A 14,840-nucleotide genomic window follows, 5' to 3' on the forward strand; every position below is an offset into this window, starting at 1 on the left:
GCCTCATTCTTCTCGGAGCGAGCGGTTGAAGAAATCCGTGATCGGCTTGACCAAATAGCTGATAACGGTACGCGACCCCGTGCTGATCTGGACCTCAGCCGGCATCCCCGGCACGAGGGCAAGCCCATCACCGTAGGCAACGGTGTCTGATAGAGGCTCGATGGCGAGCTCGGCCTCGTACCACGACTCGCCGACGTTGGGGTCGGTGAATGCGTCGGCCGAGACCCGCAAGACGCTCCCGGTCCGCTCGGGCGATGAGCGATAGGGAAAAGCCGTAAAGCGGATGGTCGCCTCCTGTCCGACACTGACCTGGTCGATATGGGCAGGACTGACCCGAGCCCGCACGATCAGCTCAGAGGCATCGGGCACAATCTGGAGCAGCGGCTCTCCTTTGAATACCACGTCGCCCGGTCCAGATACTGCGAGATCGAACACGGTGCCGGCCGTCGGAGCGTGCAGCGTGGCCCGTTGGATGCGGGCCGAGAGTTGGCGAATCCGCTCCTGGAGGAAATGCTCCTCAGGTTGAGCCGTGAGCAGCAGCTCCTCTGCCTCCGAGCTGCGGGCCGCCTCGAGCTGCGCTATCTGTGCCTGCATCTCCGCTAGCCGATTTCGGACTTCGAGGGCGTCGCCGGCTTCAAGCGCAGCGATTTCGGCCTCTGCTTGAGATACGTGCTCCTGCAAGATGGCGACCTGCCGCCGATGACTCGCCAGACCCTGATTGAACAGTGCTTGATCTTCGTCGACCAGTGCTTGCACTGCTGGATCGTCCTCTGCCAGCAGCAGCAGTGCTTCATCCCAGTCGATGGCGTCGCCACCGCGTTGTTCCGCCTCGAGGCGATTGCGCTGGGCCACCATGTCGGCATGATTCAGCTCAAGCCTGGCCAGATCGTCTCGCAGCGAGGCTTCGGCTATGCGAAGCAGCGGATCACCCCGGGAGACGCGGTCGCCGTTGCGCACGTAGACCTCGGCGACGGCACCGCCGTCTAGGTGTTCGACTGGCTGATTCCCTTCAGCGACCGCCACCTCGCCATTGGCGATCACCGCTCCGGCGATTTTGGCTGTCAAACTCCACACCACCAGCCCGCCGACCAGCACAACTATCCCCCCCAGCCCCAGCAGCACCGCTGACCGAGCCGAGTATCGCCGAGTCTCAGGCCCCTCGCTCACCGGTCGGCATCCCCGTCATTGGAGGCCTTATCGGTGTCGGATGAGGCGGCAACGCCGCGGCTTGCGGTGTGGGCCGATCCGCGGCGACGCCTTAACCGGGCAATGGCAGCGTCGGTGCGCTGCTGAGCCAGATTTGAGCCAGGATCGACGGGATCGGCAGCGTCATTTGAGCCGGAATTTGCGGGAGCGGCGGCGTCATTTGAGCCGGGATCGGCAGGCTCCTCAGGTGTGGCGTCTGCGTTTGGGGACGGGGATGACCCGGCTTTGTCCGACTCGGCACCCTCCAGGGAGCGGACGGGGTGGAAGCCGTCGCGTTGGCTGGCCGGCACGGGACGACCGTTCTCCATCAGATAGACCACATCGCACTGTGAGAAGGCACCGTGTCGGTGGGCAACGATTACCGCCGCACCACCGCGGCGTTTGTGACCCTCTACTGCCCGCGCCAATGCCATCGCGCCTTCCGCGTCGAGGTTGGAGTCGGGTTCGTCCATCACCACGATGACCGGTGAGCCGAAAAAAGCGCGGGCCAGCGCGATGCGCTGGCGCTGGCCGCCCGAGAGCGCTGCCCCACCAGCCGACACTCTGAAGTCATACCCGTCAGGCAGGCCAAGGATCATCTCGTGGGCACCGGTGCGCTTGGCGGCGCCAACTATTTCCTCATCGGTCGCATCAGGCGAGAGCCGGGCTATGTTCTCGGCCACCGTGCCGTCGAACAAGACCACCTCCTGCGGCAAATAACCGATGTGCTGGCCCAGATCATCGCCGTATTGGTCTAGTTCCGCGCCGTCGAGGCGAATCGAGCCGCCAACCGGAGCCCACACTCCCGCCAAGGCGCGGGCAAGCGTGGTCTTGCCAGATGCCGACGGCCCCGCGATACCGGCTGCTTGGCCTGGCTCCAGCCGCAGCGACGCGCCGCGCACCGTGGCATACCGCGCCCCAGGTGGCGCAACAACAACCTGCTGGGCCTCCAGCAGCGCTCGCGGCTTGGGCAAATTTGTGCGCGGCGTCGCGGCTGGGCTCTCTTGCAGCAACGAGGAGAGCGATCGATAGGCGGAGAGGGTCCGCTGAAGCAGAGGCCACTGGCCAATGGCCTGATCGATTGGCGCCAGCGCCCGGCCTAACAAGATGGAAGCGGCGATCATAAGCCCAGGAGTTATCTCGCCCCGAATAGCCAGCCAAGCGCCGATGCCGAGCATCAAAGACTGCAAGAACAACCGCAGCGTCTTGGACAACACACTGAAGAAACCCAGGCGGTCAGAGGCTGTCATGGTCTCGTCAAGCGCCGCACCGTTGAGTTGCCTCGAGCGGGCGACAACGGCATTCTGCATCCCCAGTCCGTGTACCGTTTCGCCACCGGCTCGCATCTGCTCAATGAAGAAAGTCGAGCGGTTGGCAGACTCCCAAAGCCTCTCCTGCAATCGCGCCGTGCGATATTGCCCAAACAGCGCAATCGCCACCAGCAAAAGGCCGGACAACACCGCCACCAAACCAAGAATCCAGTGGAAGACGAACAGGATGCCCAAAAAGACGGGCGTCCAAGGCATATCGAAGAAAGCGAACGGACCGGAGCTGGTAGCGAAGCGTTGGATCGCAGCGAGGTCTTGGGGACCGGTCGAGGGCAGCGAGCGTTCGCTGGGCGAGGTGGATCTGTCGATCACCGCACGCAGCACGCGGGGGTCGAGACGCTCATAGAGACGAGCGCCGGCGCGGGCCAGCACTCGACCGCGTGCATAGTCGAGCACGCCCATCATCATGAAGAGGAAGGCAACAATCGCGATCAGCGCCAACAGGGTGGCCTCAGAGCGCGAAGACAGGACGCGGTCGTAGACCTGAAGCATGAACAGCGGCCCAGTCAACATGAGCAGGTTGACGAAGACGCTGAATACGGCGCAGGCAGTGAAGAGCCTGCGGCTTTCCGATAGCACCCCCTGGATTTCTCGGGTACTGCCTCCTGAATCGGTCACCTTGGCTGGGGGCCTACTGGTCTGATCGGTTGACCTGACCCCGGTCGGCCATCGGCCAACTGAGGTTCTTGGTCAACAGCCCGGAACTAGCCGGCGTCTGCGTCGGACGCGCCGTTGAAGATAAAGTCACCCGAGTCCAGATCTGAGGCGTTGACGCCCAAAAGGTTAATCGTGCCACCGCCCTGCGCGTCTACGGAGACCACGGTGTGCTGGCCCTGCTGCTGGATGGTCAGGTCGGACAGCTCGGAGATCGAGCTGAAATGAGAAAGGTCGATTCGGTCTTCGTTGAGGTTGAAGTCTCGAACCGTGTCAGTCCCGTGGCCAGGCTTGAAGATGAAAGTGTCGAAGTCGGTTGCGCCCGCCAGCGCAATGTCTGAGCGAGTGCCGTCACCCCACAGGCTGTCGTCACCGGCCCCGCCGTAGATGCGGTCGTCGCCATCGCCACCAGCGATAGTGTCGGCACCCGCCCCGCCGTAGAGCTCGTCATCGCCTTCGTAGCCAAAGATGGTGTCATCCCCGGCTAGACCTCGTATCACATCGTCTTGCCGCTCCTTGCCCTTCAGAACGTCGTCGCCGCTTGTACCAGTTTGCTCAGCCATAGCTGCTCTCCTCTCAAGCCCATAGCTATCACCGTTTAGTCCCTTAAATGGTAGACGAACCCCCCCCACCGAAACAACAGAGGCTCTTGCCCTGTGCCGAGGCCATGCTCCGTGTCTCCAGTAGGCCACCCAGCGACATCGCGGGGCCGACACAACCGGTCTCCCAAACGTGAACGGCCGCAGCCACCACACTGGCACCGGAGGCTCACCCAACAGCGGAGCCAACAGCCTCCGTGGGCAATACAACTAACCAACCAGCCCGGTTAGCGGTAGCGGCGGATTATGGCGGTGGTGTCTAGGCGGTTTTCGCCGGCGGCTGCGGTTGCTTGGGTGTAGCGGCGGCAGAGTTCGACCAGGGGGATGGGGGCGCTAAGTTCGGCAGCGGCGTCGGCCACTAAGCCCAGGTCTTTGTTCATCCAGTCGATGGCGAAGCCGAAGTCGAACTCGTCGGCCACCATGGTGTGGCCCCGGTTCTGGAGGTACCACGATCCCGCTGCCCCTTTGGTGACGGCGGCCAGCACCTTCTCCATATCGAGCCCGGCCCGCTCGCCGAAGGCCAGCGCCTCAGCCGCTCCCTGGACTGCGCCGGCGCAGAGGATCTGGTTGACCATCTTGGTGAGCTGCCCGCTGCCTGCCGGTCCCAGGAGGGTGACCGCCGACGAATAGGCGCCCATCACCGGGCTGGCGGCATCGAAGTGCTCAACCTCGCCGCCGCACATCACCGTGAGCACGCCTTTCTCGGCCCCGGCCTGACCGCCGGAGATGGGGGCGTCCAGCCAGCCGACTCCCCTCCCGGCGCATACCTCGGCCAGCTCCCGGGCCACGTCGGCCGATGCGGTGGTGTGGTCCACCAGCACCGATCCCGCCCCCATGGTGCTCAGAACGCCGTCGTCGCCCAGTACCACCGCCCGCAGGTCGTCGTCGGCGCCCACGCAGGTGAACACGAACTCAGCCCCCTCAGCCGCCTCCGCCGGGGAGGTCGCCACCGTCCCCTCGTGCTGGCCAGCCCAGCGCTCGGCCACCGCGGCGGTCCGGTTGAACACCCGCACCTCGTGGCCGACGGCGGCCAAGTGCCCGGCCATGGGGAACCCCATATTGCCCAGTCCGATGAATGCGCACACGCTCACGTCGGCCACGATACCCGTCCCATTCCCCAGCACCCCGGGCGATAGGCGGCTGCCACAGCATTCCCATATCATCGGAGGCGATGAGCAATAACGGCTTCGACGTCTTCTCTGCCGACTCCCATGTGATCGAGCCCCACGATCTGTGGCAGATCTACACGGTGGAGGCCTATCGGGATCGGGCCCCTCGGCTGGTGAGCGAGCCCACCACCGACCGTCTGGTGTGCGACCAGGCCCGTCTCCCCCCGGTGGGGCTGTTGGCCGGGTGCATGCGCACCGACGACAACGTGCGGGCCAAGGGCCGCTGGGACGAGGATGTGCCCGATGTGGGCTGGGATCCCGAGGTCCGCATGAAGGCGCTGCGCACCGACGGGGTGACCGGCGAGGTGCTCTACCCCACCATCGCCATGCAGATGTACCCGATCCAAGACGTGGAGTTCCAGTGGGCCCTGTTCGAGGCTTACAACACCTGGGTCGGAGAGTTCGTGAGCCAGATCCCCGACACGTTCGTGGGCATCGGCCTTTTGTCGCCGGTTGATCTCGACCGGGCGGCCAAGGAGATCAAGCGCTGCCGCGACATCGGCCTCAAAGGGGTGATGATCCCGGTGATCAACGGCGAGGACAACCCCTACCAAGACCCGTCGTTCGACCCGCTGTGGGCCGCCGCGGTGGAGCACTCCATGCCTGTGAACCTCCACGCGGCCACCACCCGCGACCCCGACAAGTCCTGGGACAAGGGCACGTCCACCCGATCGGTGCTGCAAACGGTGGACATCCAAGAGGTGGTGCTCGACCTCATCTTCGGCGGCGTGTTCGACCGGTACCCCGACCTCATGATCGTCTCCGCCGAGAACGACGTGGGCTGGGCCGGAAATCTGCTGGAGCGGGCCGACTACTGGTTCCACCGCAACTCCCAGCTCCTCAAGGACATGAACTGCGAGCACGAGCCGTCGCACTACTGGCGCAAGAACTTCCGGGTCACTTTCATGCGCGACCTCACCGGGGTGGCGGCCCGAGAAGTGATCGGCACCGAGACCATGATGTGGGGCAACGACTTCCCCCACCACGTGTCCACCTGGCCCCACAGCCAGGCGGTGATCGCCGAGCACTTCGCCGACACCACCGACGATGTGCGCCACGCCATCGTGTCGGGCAACGTCCGCCAGCTCTACGACATCCAGGTGTAGGCAGCCCAAAGCTGGGCTGGATCGGCAGGGCAGGCGCCGTGGTCAAGCTCTCCGACATGGGGCGCATCGGGTTCACGGTGCGCGACACCCAGGCCGACGCCCACCCGGTGACCTTTTTGCCCGAACCCGAGCGCCGGGTGCGCCACAACCTGCTCATCTCGGTGGACGACCACGTGGTGGAGGCCCCCGATGCCTTCGAGGGGCGCATGCCGGCCCGGTTCGGCGACCGGGGCCCAACAGTGGTAACCGACGACGACGGCATGCACGCCTGGGAGGTGGACGGGCGCCGCTTCCCCACCGTGGGGATGAACGCGGTGGCCGGGCGACCGGTGTCGGAGTACGGCTTCGACCCGGTGCGGTTCGACCACATGCGCCGGGGCGCGTGGGACATCGACGCCCGCATCGCCGATATGGACCTCAACGGGATCTATGCGTCGCTCAACTTCCCCTCCGCGCTGCCCGGGTTCGCCGGCCAGAACTTCATGCGGATGACCGATGACGCGGAGCTGGGCCTGGCCTGCGTGCGGGCCTGGAACGACTGGATCCTGGAGGACTGGCACGGGCGCTACCCCGACCGCATCATCCCCTGCCAAATCCCGTGGCTGTACGACGCCGACGTGGCCGCCGACGAGATCTACCGCAACGCCGAGCGGGGCTTTCGGGCGGTGTCGTTCAGCGAGGCCCCCGAGAAGCTGAAGCTGCCGTCGCTGCACACCGGCCACTGGGACCCGTTCATCCGAGCCTGCGAGGACACCGGCACCGTGGTTTGCCTGCACGTGGGGTCGTCGTCGCAGGCTCCGTCCACCGCGCCTGACGCCCCTCCCGACACCATAGGGGTGCTGTTCTTCGGCTACGCCATGTTCGCCGCGGTCGACTGGCTGTACTCGCTGATCCCGGTGCGGTTCCCCAACCTGCGCATCGCCATGTCGGAGGGGGGCATCGCCTGGGTGCCGGGGCTGATCGACCGGCTCGACCACATCACCCGCTACCACGACATGTACGGCACCTGGACCAACATCGACATGAAGCCCAGCGAGGTGTTCCGGCGCAACTTCTGGTTCTGTGTGATCGACGACACCTCGTGCCTGTCGCTGCGCCACCACATCGGGGTGGGCCACATCATGATGGAGTCGGACTATCCACACGTGGACACCACCTGGCCCGAAACCCAAGAGGTGGTGCGCCGCCAACTAGTGGGGTTCGAGGCCGACGAGACTGAGAAGATCTGTTGGCGCAACGCCGCGGAGCTGTTCCGCTGGCCGGTTCCCGACGCGGTGGCTGCCGACCCGGAATTATTCTGAGGACTAGACCAAGGAGAAGCGATGACCAAGACGTGGACCGAAGACCACCCCGCCTTCCAGGTGGCCGCCTCCCGGCGCATCCTGGCCCGGGAGGGGTGCGAGAGCCGGGTGGCGGGCCACGTGTCGGTGCGCGACGCCGAGCGCGCCGACGCCTTTTGGGTGTCGCCGTTCGGCTACTTCAGCGAGACGCTGCCCAGCGACGTGAATTGCTATGACATGGAGCTCAACCTGCTCGACGGTGACACCCCGGCCTCACCGGCGGTGCGATTCCACGCCGGGTTCTACGAGGCCCGCCCCGACGCCAACTCGGTGATCCACACCCATTCCCACTACGTGGAGGTGCTGTCCACCACCGGCAAGGACGTGGGGCTGTACTCGGCCGACGCCTGCCTGTTCTACGAGGAGCAGGCCCACTACGCCGACAACGGCATCGACAACCCGGTGGACGGCCCTCGGATGGCCGATGCGCTGGGCGACCGGTCGGTGGTGCTCATCGGCAACCACGGGGCGTGCTTCGTATGCCCATCGCTGGAGGAGGCCACCATCAAGGCCATCGCCTATGAGTCATCGGCCCGGGCTCACTACGAGGCCCATGTGGTGGGCGGCCGCGAGATGCCCGAAGCCGAGGCGGCCCGGGCCAAAAAGGCCTACCACAAGTACTTCATCCCCATGATGTGGGAGGCCAACTACCGCCGGCTGCGCCGCACCGACGCCGACCTGTTCGAGACGCTGGCCGGCTAGATGGCCCCTCACGCTATGGCCCCTCACCCTATGGATGGCATCGGGGCCGTCGATCTCATGCTGGGGGTGCCCTCTGACCGCGACGCCTGGTACGCCAATTTTCAGGGGCTGCTGAAGGACACCGAGAGCCGCTCCTTCGGCCACGGCGCGGCCTACATGTTCAAAGACCTGCCCCAGGTGGACGGCACGGTGGACTTCATCGCCTACCTGCTGGCGGAGATGGACCGTTGGGGCGTGGACAAGGGGCTTCTGCCGGTGAAATTCGGCGACACCTGGGGCACCCGAGGCGTCACCGAGCATCCCGACCGCCTCTACGGCAGCTACCTGGTGGACCCCAACCTCGGGGTACAAGCAGTTCGAGACCTGCGCCGAGCAGTCGACGAGCTGGGGGTGATCGCCGCGGCGTGCTTCCCCACCGGGCTTCACCCCCAGGTCAACATCAGCGATCCGCTCATGTACCCGCTGTATTCGGCGTGCTGCGAGCTGGAGATCCCCATGTGCATAAACGCCGGGGTGCCGGGACCGAGGTTCCCGATGGGCCCCCAGCACGTCGAGCACCTCGACCGGGTGTGCTACGACTTCCCCGAGCTGGTGCTGGTAACCCGCCACGGAGCCGAGCCGTGGGAAGACCTGATGGTCAAGCTCATGCTGAAGTGGCCGGGGCTGCACTATTCGACTTCGGCGTTCGCCCCCAAGCACTACCCCACCGCCATAGTCCGCTACGCCAACACCCGGGGGGCCGAAAAGGTGATGTACGCCGGCTACTTCCCCTCGGGTCTGTCGCTGGAGCGGATCATGACCGAGATGCGCAATGTGGGTTTCCGCGACCACGTCTGGCCCAAATTCCTGCGGGACAACGCCCTGCGGGTGTTCAATATGGCATGAGCATGATTGAGCACATCTTCCGCCGGCGGGACCTAGGAGTGATCGACTCCTTCATCGGAGCAGGCATCCTGGTTGTCGCCGTGTTTACCTGGGCTGAACGATCGGTGGTGGTCCACCCCGACCCCAGCGCCGAGGTGGTTGACAACTGGAAGTGGCAGCTCTGGCAGATCGGCCCCGTGGTGTTCTCGGTCATCGGCGTATGGCTGCTGTGGCGCAACACCAGCAAGGTTCCGTGGTTCCGCACGCTGTGCCTGTCATCGCTGGCCCTGGCCATCCTGCTCAACCAGTACACCGACGTCTTCAAACACAGCGGCAACCTGTGGCTCACCATCGACCCATTGTTCGTAGCCTGCGCCACCGTGGCCATCTGTACCGGGTGGCGCCGGGTGATGGCCCAACGACAGGGCATGGAGCCCGCCAACCCATTCACCCCCATTGCCGCGGTCATCGCAACAGGACTGGGCGCGGCCGTGTTGGTAAACGCCTACCTCACCAACGACCCCGGCGCGTGGAACATCCTCGACCCTCTGATGATCCTGGCCCTGTTGACCTGGGCCATCGCCGCCCGCCGCACCAATGTGGGCGACGCCATCTGAACCTATACGCTGCCTGAAATCAAGCCGGGAACAGGCGAAGGGAGCACGGCCATGCCCGAGATAGACGGCTACGTCCACGGAGATTTCAGCTGGGTCGATCTGTGTACCGAGGAGCCCGACAAGGCCAAGGAGTTCTACTCGGCGTTGTTCGGGCTGACCTTCCACGACGAGCTCGAGGGCTCGGAAGTGGTCTACACCCTGGGACTGAAGGGCGATAAGCCGGTGCTGGGGCTGCTCGAGAAGCCCCAGCAGATGTGCGAGATGGGGATCCCCAACGTGTGGGAGACCTACATCTCGGTGGACAACGCCGACGATGCCCTGGCCAAGGTGGCGCCCGCCGGGGGCACCCCGATGGGCCCGGTGATGGAGCCGTCGGGCGCTGGCAGAATGGTGGTGGTGGCCGATCCCACCGGCGCCGTGGCGATTCTGTGGGAAGCGCTGGGCCAAGACGGCGCCGCGCTGAAGAGCGAGCACGGCACCCTGTGCTGGAACCAACTCCTCACCTCCGATGTGGACAAGGCCCTGGCCTTCTACTCCGAGCTGCTGGGCTGGACCCCGATACCCCTCGACGTGGATGGTTCTGTGGGCATCTCGCACAACGACGAGATGATCGCCAGCGCCGGCCCGCTGCCCGCGCCGGTCATACCTCCCCACTGGGCGGTGTACTTCGCAGTGGACGACTGCGACGCCACCGCCGCGCAGTGCCAAGAGCTGGGCGGCCATGTGGTCGTCCCGCCCATGGACACCCCACCGGGGCGCATGGCGCAGCTTGTGGACGACACCGGCGCCATGTTCTGGGTCATCACCCTCAACCCCGACTTCTCGATGGACTGAGCCAGCAGAAAGAGCACGAAATGCCAATGCCCGAGGGAATCGGCATCGTGGACCTGATGATCGGGTTCCCGTTCGCCTCCAAGAAGCAGGTGTACGCCAACCTCCAGGCCGGACTGAAGGACGACCAGTCCACCGAAGAGTTCGTGATGCCGGTGGAGTACATGTTTAAGGACATCCCAGAGGAGGCCAAGGAGGGCTCCGACCCCATCGCCTACACCATGGCCGAGATGGACCGGTGGGGCATCGACAAGGGGCTGTTCGGGCTGTCGGAGACCTCCATCGAGGCCAAGCGGATCCACCCCAACAGGGTGTACTTCGTGACCGAGGTGGATCCCAACGACGTGATGGGCGCCGTCCGCCACGTCAAGAAGCTGAAGGCCGACCACGACCTCAATGCGGTGAGCGTGTTCCCCTCCGGCCTCATGCCCCAGGTGGGGGTGTCCGATCCGCTCATGTACCCGCTGTACGCCACCGCCGTCGAGCTCGACATCCCGGTGATCGCCAACGCCGGCATCGCCGGGCCCCGGTTCCCCAGCGCCCCCCAGCACGTCGAGCACTTCGACCAGGTGTGCTACGACTTCCCCGAGCTGCGCCTGGTGATGCGCCACGGGGCCGAGCCCTGGGAGAAGCTGGCCATGAAGCTGATGCTGAAGTGGCCCAACTTGTACTACATGCCCTCGGCGTTCGCCCCCAAGCACTACCCCAAAGCCATAATCGACTACGCCAACACCCGAGGGGCCGACAAGGTGATGTACGCCGGGTACTTCCCAGCTGGGCTCACCCTGGAGCGCATCTTCGCCGACATGGCCAACGTGCCGTTCCGCGACCACGTGTGGCCCAAGTTCCTGCGGGAGAACGCCCTGCGGGTATTCAAGCTGGACGACTGACACTGCTACCAACAAAAGCGAGGGTCCGATGACCGACGAGACGGCAACCAGGCCTGAGCCCTATGAGGGATGGGAGGGGCGGGCGGGGCGGACCGTGGCTGGCTCTGACCCGTGGTGGCCCGAGGCGGTGCGGGCACCGCAGGGGGCGCCCAACATCGTGGTGGTGCTGGTGGACGACCTGGGCTTTGCCGATCTGGGCTGCTACGGCTCGGAGATCGACACCCCCCACATCGACAAGATGGCCGCCGAGGGGCTGCGCTACCTCAACTTCCACGTCAACCCCATGTGCTCGCCCACCCGGGCGTCGCTGCTCACCGGGCTCAACCACCACGACGTGGGCGTGGGCCATGTGTGCCACTCCGACCCCGGCTACCCCGGTTACACCTCCGAGCTAACCGAGCACTGCGCTACCGTGGCCGAGATATTACGGGCGGCGGGCTACGCCACCTTGATGGTGGGCAAATGGCACCTGTGCAAAGACTCCAACCTGGTGGGCCCCCGGCATTCGTGGCCGCTCCAGCGGGGATTCGACCGCTACTACGGCTTCCTCGACGGGTTCACCAACTTCCACCACCCCCACCGGCTGATCCGCGACAACAGCGTGGTGCGCACCGACCAATACCCCGACGACTACTACTTCACCGACGACATCACCGACGAGGCCATCGCCATGGTGCGCGAGCAGAAGGCGGCCCGGCCCGACCAGCCGTTCTTCTTGTACCTGTCGCACGGGGCGGTCCACGCCCCGCTCCAGGCCAAGCAGGCCGACATCGAGAAGTACCGGGGGGCCTACGACGCCGGCTGGGATGAGGTCCGAGAGCGCCGCTTCGCCCGCCAGATCGAGTTGGGGGTGATCGACGCCGACACCACGCTGCCGCCCCGCAACTCCGAGGAGCGCAACGACGTCGCCCCGTGGGACGAGCTGTCCAACACCCAAAAGGAGGTGTTCGCCCGCTACATGGAGGTGTTCGCCGCCATGGTGGACAACGTCGACCAGAACTTCGGTCGGCTGCGCGATGCCCTGGAGGAGTTGGGCGAGTGGGATAACACGCTGGTGCTGTTCACCTCCGACAACGGGGCGTCTCGCGAGGGCGAGGACACCGGCTGCTCGCAGTACTTCGAGGTGCTGTCACCCACCCAGGGCGATATCCACGACGACCACGCCCGGCTAGATCTGCTGGGCGGCCCCCAGACCCTGGCGCACTATCCCCGGGGCTGGGCCATGGCCGGCAACACGCCATTCCGGCTGTACAAGATCAACACCCACGCCGGCGGGCACCAGGTGGCCATGATCTCGTCGTGGCCCGGCCGGATTGCCGACCCCGGCGGGTTCCGCCGCCAGTACCTTCACATCACCGACGTGCTGCCCACTGTCTTGGACATCGTGGGCCTCGAGGCCCCCTCCGAGCGCAACGGCCAGCCGCTCAAGGGGCCGCTGGCCGGGGCCAGCTTCGCCCCCACATTTGCCGACGGCGATGCCCCCGAGCACCACACCGAGCAGTACTACGAGCAGATCGGCCACCGTGGCTACTACCGGGAGGGCTGGGAGGCGGTCACCCTGCATCTGCCCATGACTCCGTTCGGCGACCACGAGTGGGAGGTGTACAACCTGGACGACGACCCCACCGAGACGGTGGATTTGTCGGAAGCCGAGCCTGAGCGGCGCCAAGGGCTGATCGATGCCTGGGATGAGGCCGCCCACCGCTATCAGGTGTACCCCCTCGACGAGGGCTCGATGCTCAAGTTCGTGCAGCGGCCTCCTTCGGAAGAGGTGTACGAAACGCCAGTGCGGATCACCCCAGGCACCGACACGCTGGAGCGCTACCGGAGCATGAAGCTGATACAAGCCCGGTCATTCACCGTGGACATCGAGTTCGAATACTCACCGGGCGACGCCGGGATGCTGGTGGCGCACGGCGACCAGGGCGGCGGCTACGCCTGCTACATCGAGAATGGCGAGGTGGTCTACGTCCACAACGGCTACGGCCACATGCGCCTGCTCAACGGCGGCCCACTGGCCGAGGGCCGGCGCAGCGTGCAACTCGCCTTCACCATCACCGACGGCTTCGCCTGGGACCTGCGCCTGCAGGTGGACGGCGAAGAAAGAGCCGCCGGCGAGGAATTCACCGGCATGTGGACCATGGCCCCGTTCGAGGGGATCGACGTGGGCATCGACCGGCGCTCCCCCGTCTCTTGGGACATCTACCAGCGCCATGGGCCCTTCCCCTACTCCAACGCCATCGACTCCGTCACCTACACCCCCGGCCAACAAGGCCGCATGGCATCGGTCTACACCACCCAAATCCTCAAACAAATGGGTTCCCGCTTCGAGTAAGGCGAGTACGAGAGATGGTGCAAACTAAGGGAAATGGATCTCGCCCCTACTGTGGACCAGGAAGCCTTCCGGGCTGAGTGCCGACAATGGCTCAAAGGAAATCTCCCCTGGGAATACGGCCAAGGCCTGCCGCCCTTGTTCGACGACTTGGGCAAAGAAGTCGATTTCCTACGAGGCTGGCAGTCAGCCCTCGCTGAAGCCCGTCTCGTCGGCGTCTCCTGGCCGGAGGAGTACGGCGGCCGAGGCGCTGGCCCCTTGCACCACTACATTGTCCAAGAGGAGCTGGCCCGGGCTCGAGCCCCCGAGATAGTTGGCCGCATTGGCGTGAACCTCATTGGCCCCACCATCCTGGTCCACGGCACCCCCGACCAGAAACAGCGCTGGCTCCCATCGATCCTCCCCGCCGAGCAGCTCTTCTGTCAGCTGTTCAGCGAACCGGACGCCGGCAGCGATCTGGCCTCGGTGTCCACCCAGGCCACCCCTGTTGAGGGCGGCTGGCGGCTCAGCGGCCAGAAGGTGTGGACATCCTACGCCCAGTTCGCCGACTGGGGACTGTGCCTGGCCCGCTCTCACCCCGACGAGCCCAAGCACCGGGGCATTACCGCCTTCATGGTCGATATGCACGCTCCCGGCGTCGACATCCGCCCCCTGCGTCAGATCACCGACGAGTCCGACTTCAACGAGGTATTCCTCAACGACGTGCTCATCTCCCACGACCAGGTCATCGGCAACCCCGGCAATGGCTGGCGAGTGTCGCAATCCACCCTCGGCGTGGAGCGGGGCACCAACCCCCGCCAGCTCGTAATCCACACCCAATTGCTCGACGAACTCTTCCGACTGGCCGCCGAGACCGGCCGCAACCAAGACCCCGTGATACGCCAAGCTCTGGCCCAGGCATTCATCGAGGTCCGCCTTTTTCAGCTTCAGAATTGGAGGGTGCTGTCCCGGCTGGCCCACGGCCGCGATCACGGCTCCGAATCGGCCACCGCCAAGCTCTTCTGGAGCGAGATGAGCCAACGGCTCCATGAAACGGCCATGGATGTGCTGGGCCCCGCCGCCCCCCTGTGGAGGGGCGACCCCCACAACCCCGGCGGAGGCCGCTGGCAGCGGTCTTGGCTGTACTATCGAGCAGCGACGATCTTCGCCGGAACCAGCGAAGTCCAGCGCAACATCATCGGGGAGCAAACCCTGGGCCTGCCTCGGGAGCCCCGTTAGGAGCA

Annotated in this window: 13 protein-coding genes; 9 read left to right on the forward strand and 4 right to left on the reverse strand. The window is 65.4% G+C overall.

The window, feature by feature from the left end; genetic code table 11:
* Nucleotides 1-3: 3 nt before the first annotated feature.
* The 4 genes from ACOOGG_RS07625 to ACOOGG_RS07640 form a co-directional block, all read right to left on the reverse strand.
* On the reverse strand, nucleotides 4-1,167 hold the full coding sequence (locus ACOOGG_RS07625) for an HlyD family efflux transporter periplasmic adaptor subunit (RefSeq protein WP_420433901.1): 1,164 nt from the start codon (nucleotides 1,165-1,167) through the stop codon (nucleotides 4-6).
* Nucleotides 1,164-3,131: a type I secretion system permease/ATPase gene (locus ACOOGG_RS07630; RefSeq protein WP_420433903.1), complete on the reverse strand. Its 1,968-nt coding sequence runs from the start codon at nucleotides 3,129-3,131 to the stop codon at nucleotides 1,164-1,166. Before ACOOGG_RS07630 ends, ACOOGG_RS07625 begins: the two co-directional genes overlap by 4 nt.
* 86 nt (nucleotides 3,132-3,217) lie before the next feature.
* Nucleotides 3,218-3,730, reverse strand: a complete 513-nt coding sequence (locus tag ACOOGG_RS07635) for a hypothetical protein (protein ID WP_420433905.1) — start codon at nucleotides 3,728-3,730, stop codon at nucleotides 3,218-3,220.
* Between the two features lie 263 nt (nucleotides 3,731-3,993).
* Entirely contained in the window at nucleotides 3,994-4,857 is an 864-nt protein-coding gene (locus ACOOGG_RS07640) for an NAD(P)-dependent oxidoreductase (protein WP_420433907.1), read from the reverse strand.
* Nucleotides 4,858-4,937: 80 nt separating this feature from the next.
* Between ACOOGG_RS07640 and ACOOGG_RS07645 the strand changes: the two genes are divergently transcribed.
* The 9 genes from ACOOGG_RS07645 to ACOOGG_RS07685 are packed head-to-tail and all read left to right on the forward strand — an operon-like array spanning nucleotide 4,938 to nucleotide 14,835.
* Entirely contained in the window at nucleotides 4,938-6,041 is a 1,104-nt protein-coding gene (locus tag ACOOGG_RS07645; protein ID WP_420433909.1) for an amidohydrolase family protein, read from the forward strand.
* Nucleotides 6,042-6,097: 56 nt separating this feature from the next.
* Nucleotides 6,098-7,342 (forward strand): amidohydrolase family protein, encoded by a 1,245-nt coding sequence (locus ACOOGG_RS07650; protein ID WP_420435185.1) that lies wholly within the window; start codon nucleotides 6,098-6,100, stop codon nucleotides 7,340-7,342.
* 21 nt (nucleotides 7,343-7,363) lie between these two features.
* Nucleotides 7,364-8,083: a class II aldolase/adducin family protein gene (locus ACOOGG_RS07655; protein WP_420433911.1), complete on the forward strand. Its 720-nt coding sequence runs from the start codon at nucleotides 7,364-7,366 to the stop codon at nucleotides 8,081-8,083.
* A 15-nt stretch (nucleotides 8,084-8,098) separates the two neighbouring features.
* Entirely contained in the window at nucleotides 8,099-8,968 is an 870-nt protein-coding gene (locus ACOOGG_RS07660) for an amidohydrolase family protein (RefSeq protein WP_420433913.1), read from the forward strand.
* The gene (locus ACOOGG_RS07665; protein WP_420433915.1) at nucleotides 8,965-9,564 is read left to right on the forward strand and encodes a hypothetical protein; all 600 of its coding nucleotides are present in this window, start codon (nucleotides 8,965-8,967) and stop codon (nucleotides 9,562-9,564) included. The genes ACOOGG_RS07660 and ACOOGG_RS07665 overlap by 4 nt, the downstream gene beginning before the upstream one ends.
* Nucleotides 9,565-9,615: 51 nt before the next feature.
* On the forward strand, nucleotides 9,616-10,398 hold the full coding sequence (locus ACOOGG_RS07670) for a VOC family protein (protein ID WP_420433917.1): 783 nt from the start codon (nucleotides 9,616-9,618) through the stop codon (nucleotides 10,396-10,398).
* 20 nt (nucleotides 10,399-10,418) lie between these two features.
* Nucleotides 10,419-11,285, forward strand: a complete 867-nt coding sequence (locus ACOOGG_RS07675; protein ID WP_420433919.1) for an amidohydrolase family protein — start codon at nucleotides 10,419-10,421, stop codon at nucleotides 11,283-11,285.
* Nucleotides 11,286-11,313: 28 nt separating this feature from the next.
* The gene (locus ACOOGG_RS07680; RefSeq protein ID WP_420433921.1) at nucleotides 11,314-13,620 is read left to right on the forward strand and encodes an arylsulfatase; all 2,307 of its coding nucleotides are present in this window, start codon (nucleotides 11,314-11,316) and stop codon (nucleotides 13,618-13,620) included.
* A gap of 33 nt (nucleotides 13,621-13,653) precedes the next feature.
* The gene (locus ACOOGG_RS07685) at nucleotides 13,654-14,835 is read left to right on the forward strand and encodes an acyl-CoA dehydrogenase family protein (RefSeq protein WP_420433923.1); all 1,182 of its coding nucleotides are present in this window, start codon (nucleotides 13,654-13,656) and stop codon (nucleotides 14,833-14,835) included.
* The last annotated feature ends 5 nt before the right edge of the window (nucleotides 14,836-14,840 follow it).

This window comes from Candidatus Poriferisocius sp., from assembly GCF_965214065.1.
In the GTDB taxonomy this organism is placed as follows: domain Bacteria; phylum Actinomycetota; class Acidimicrobiia; order Acidimicrobiales; family Bin134; genus Poriferisocius.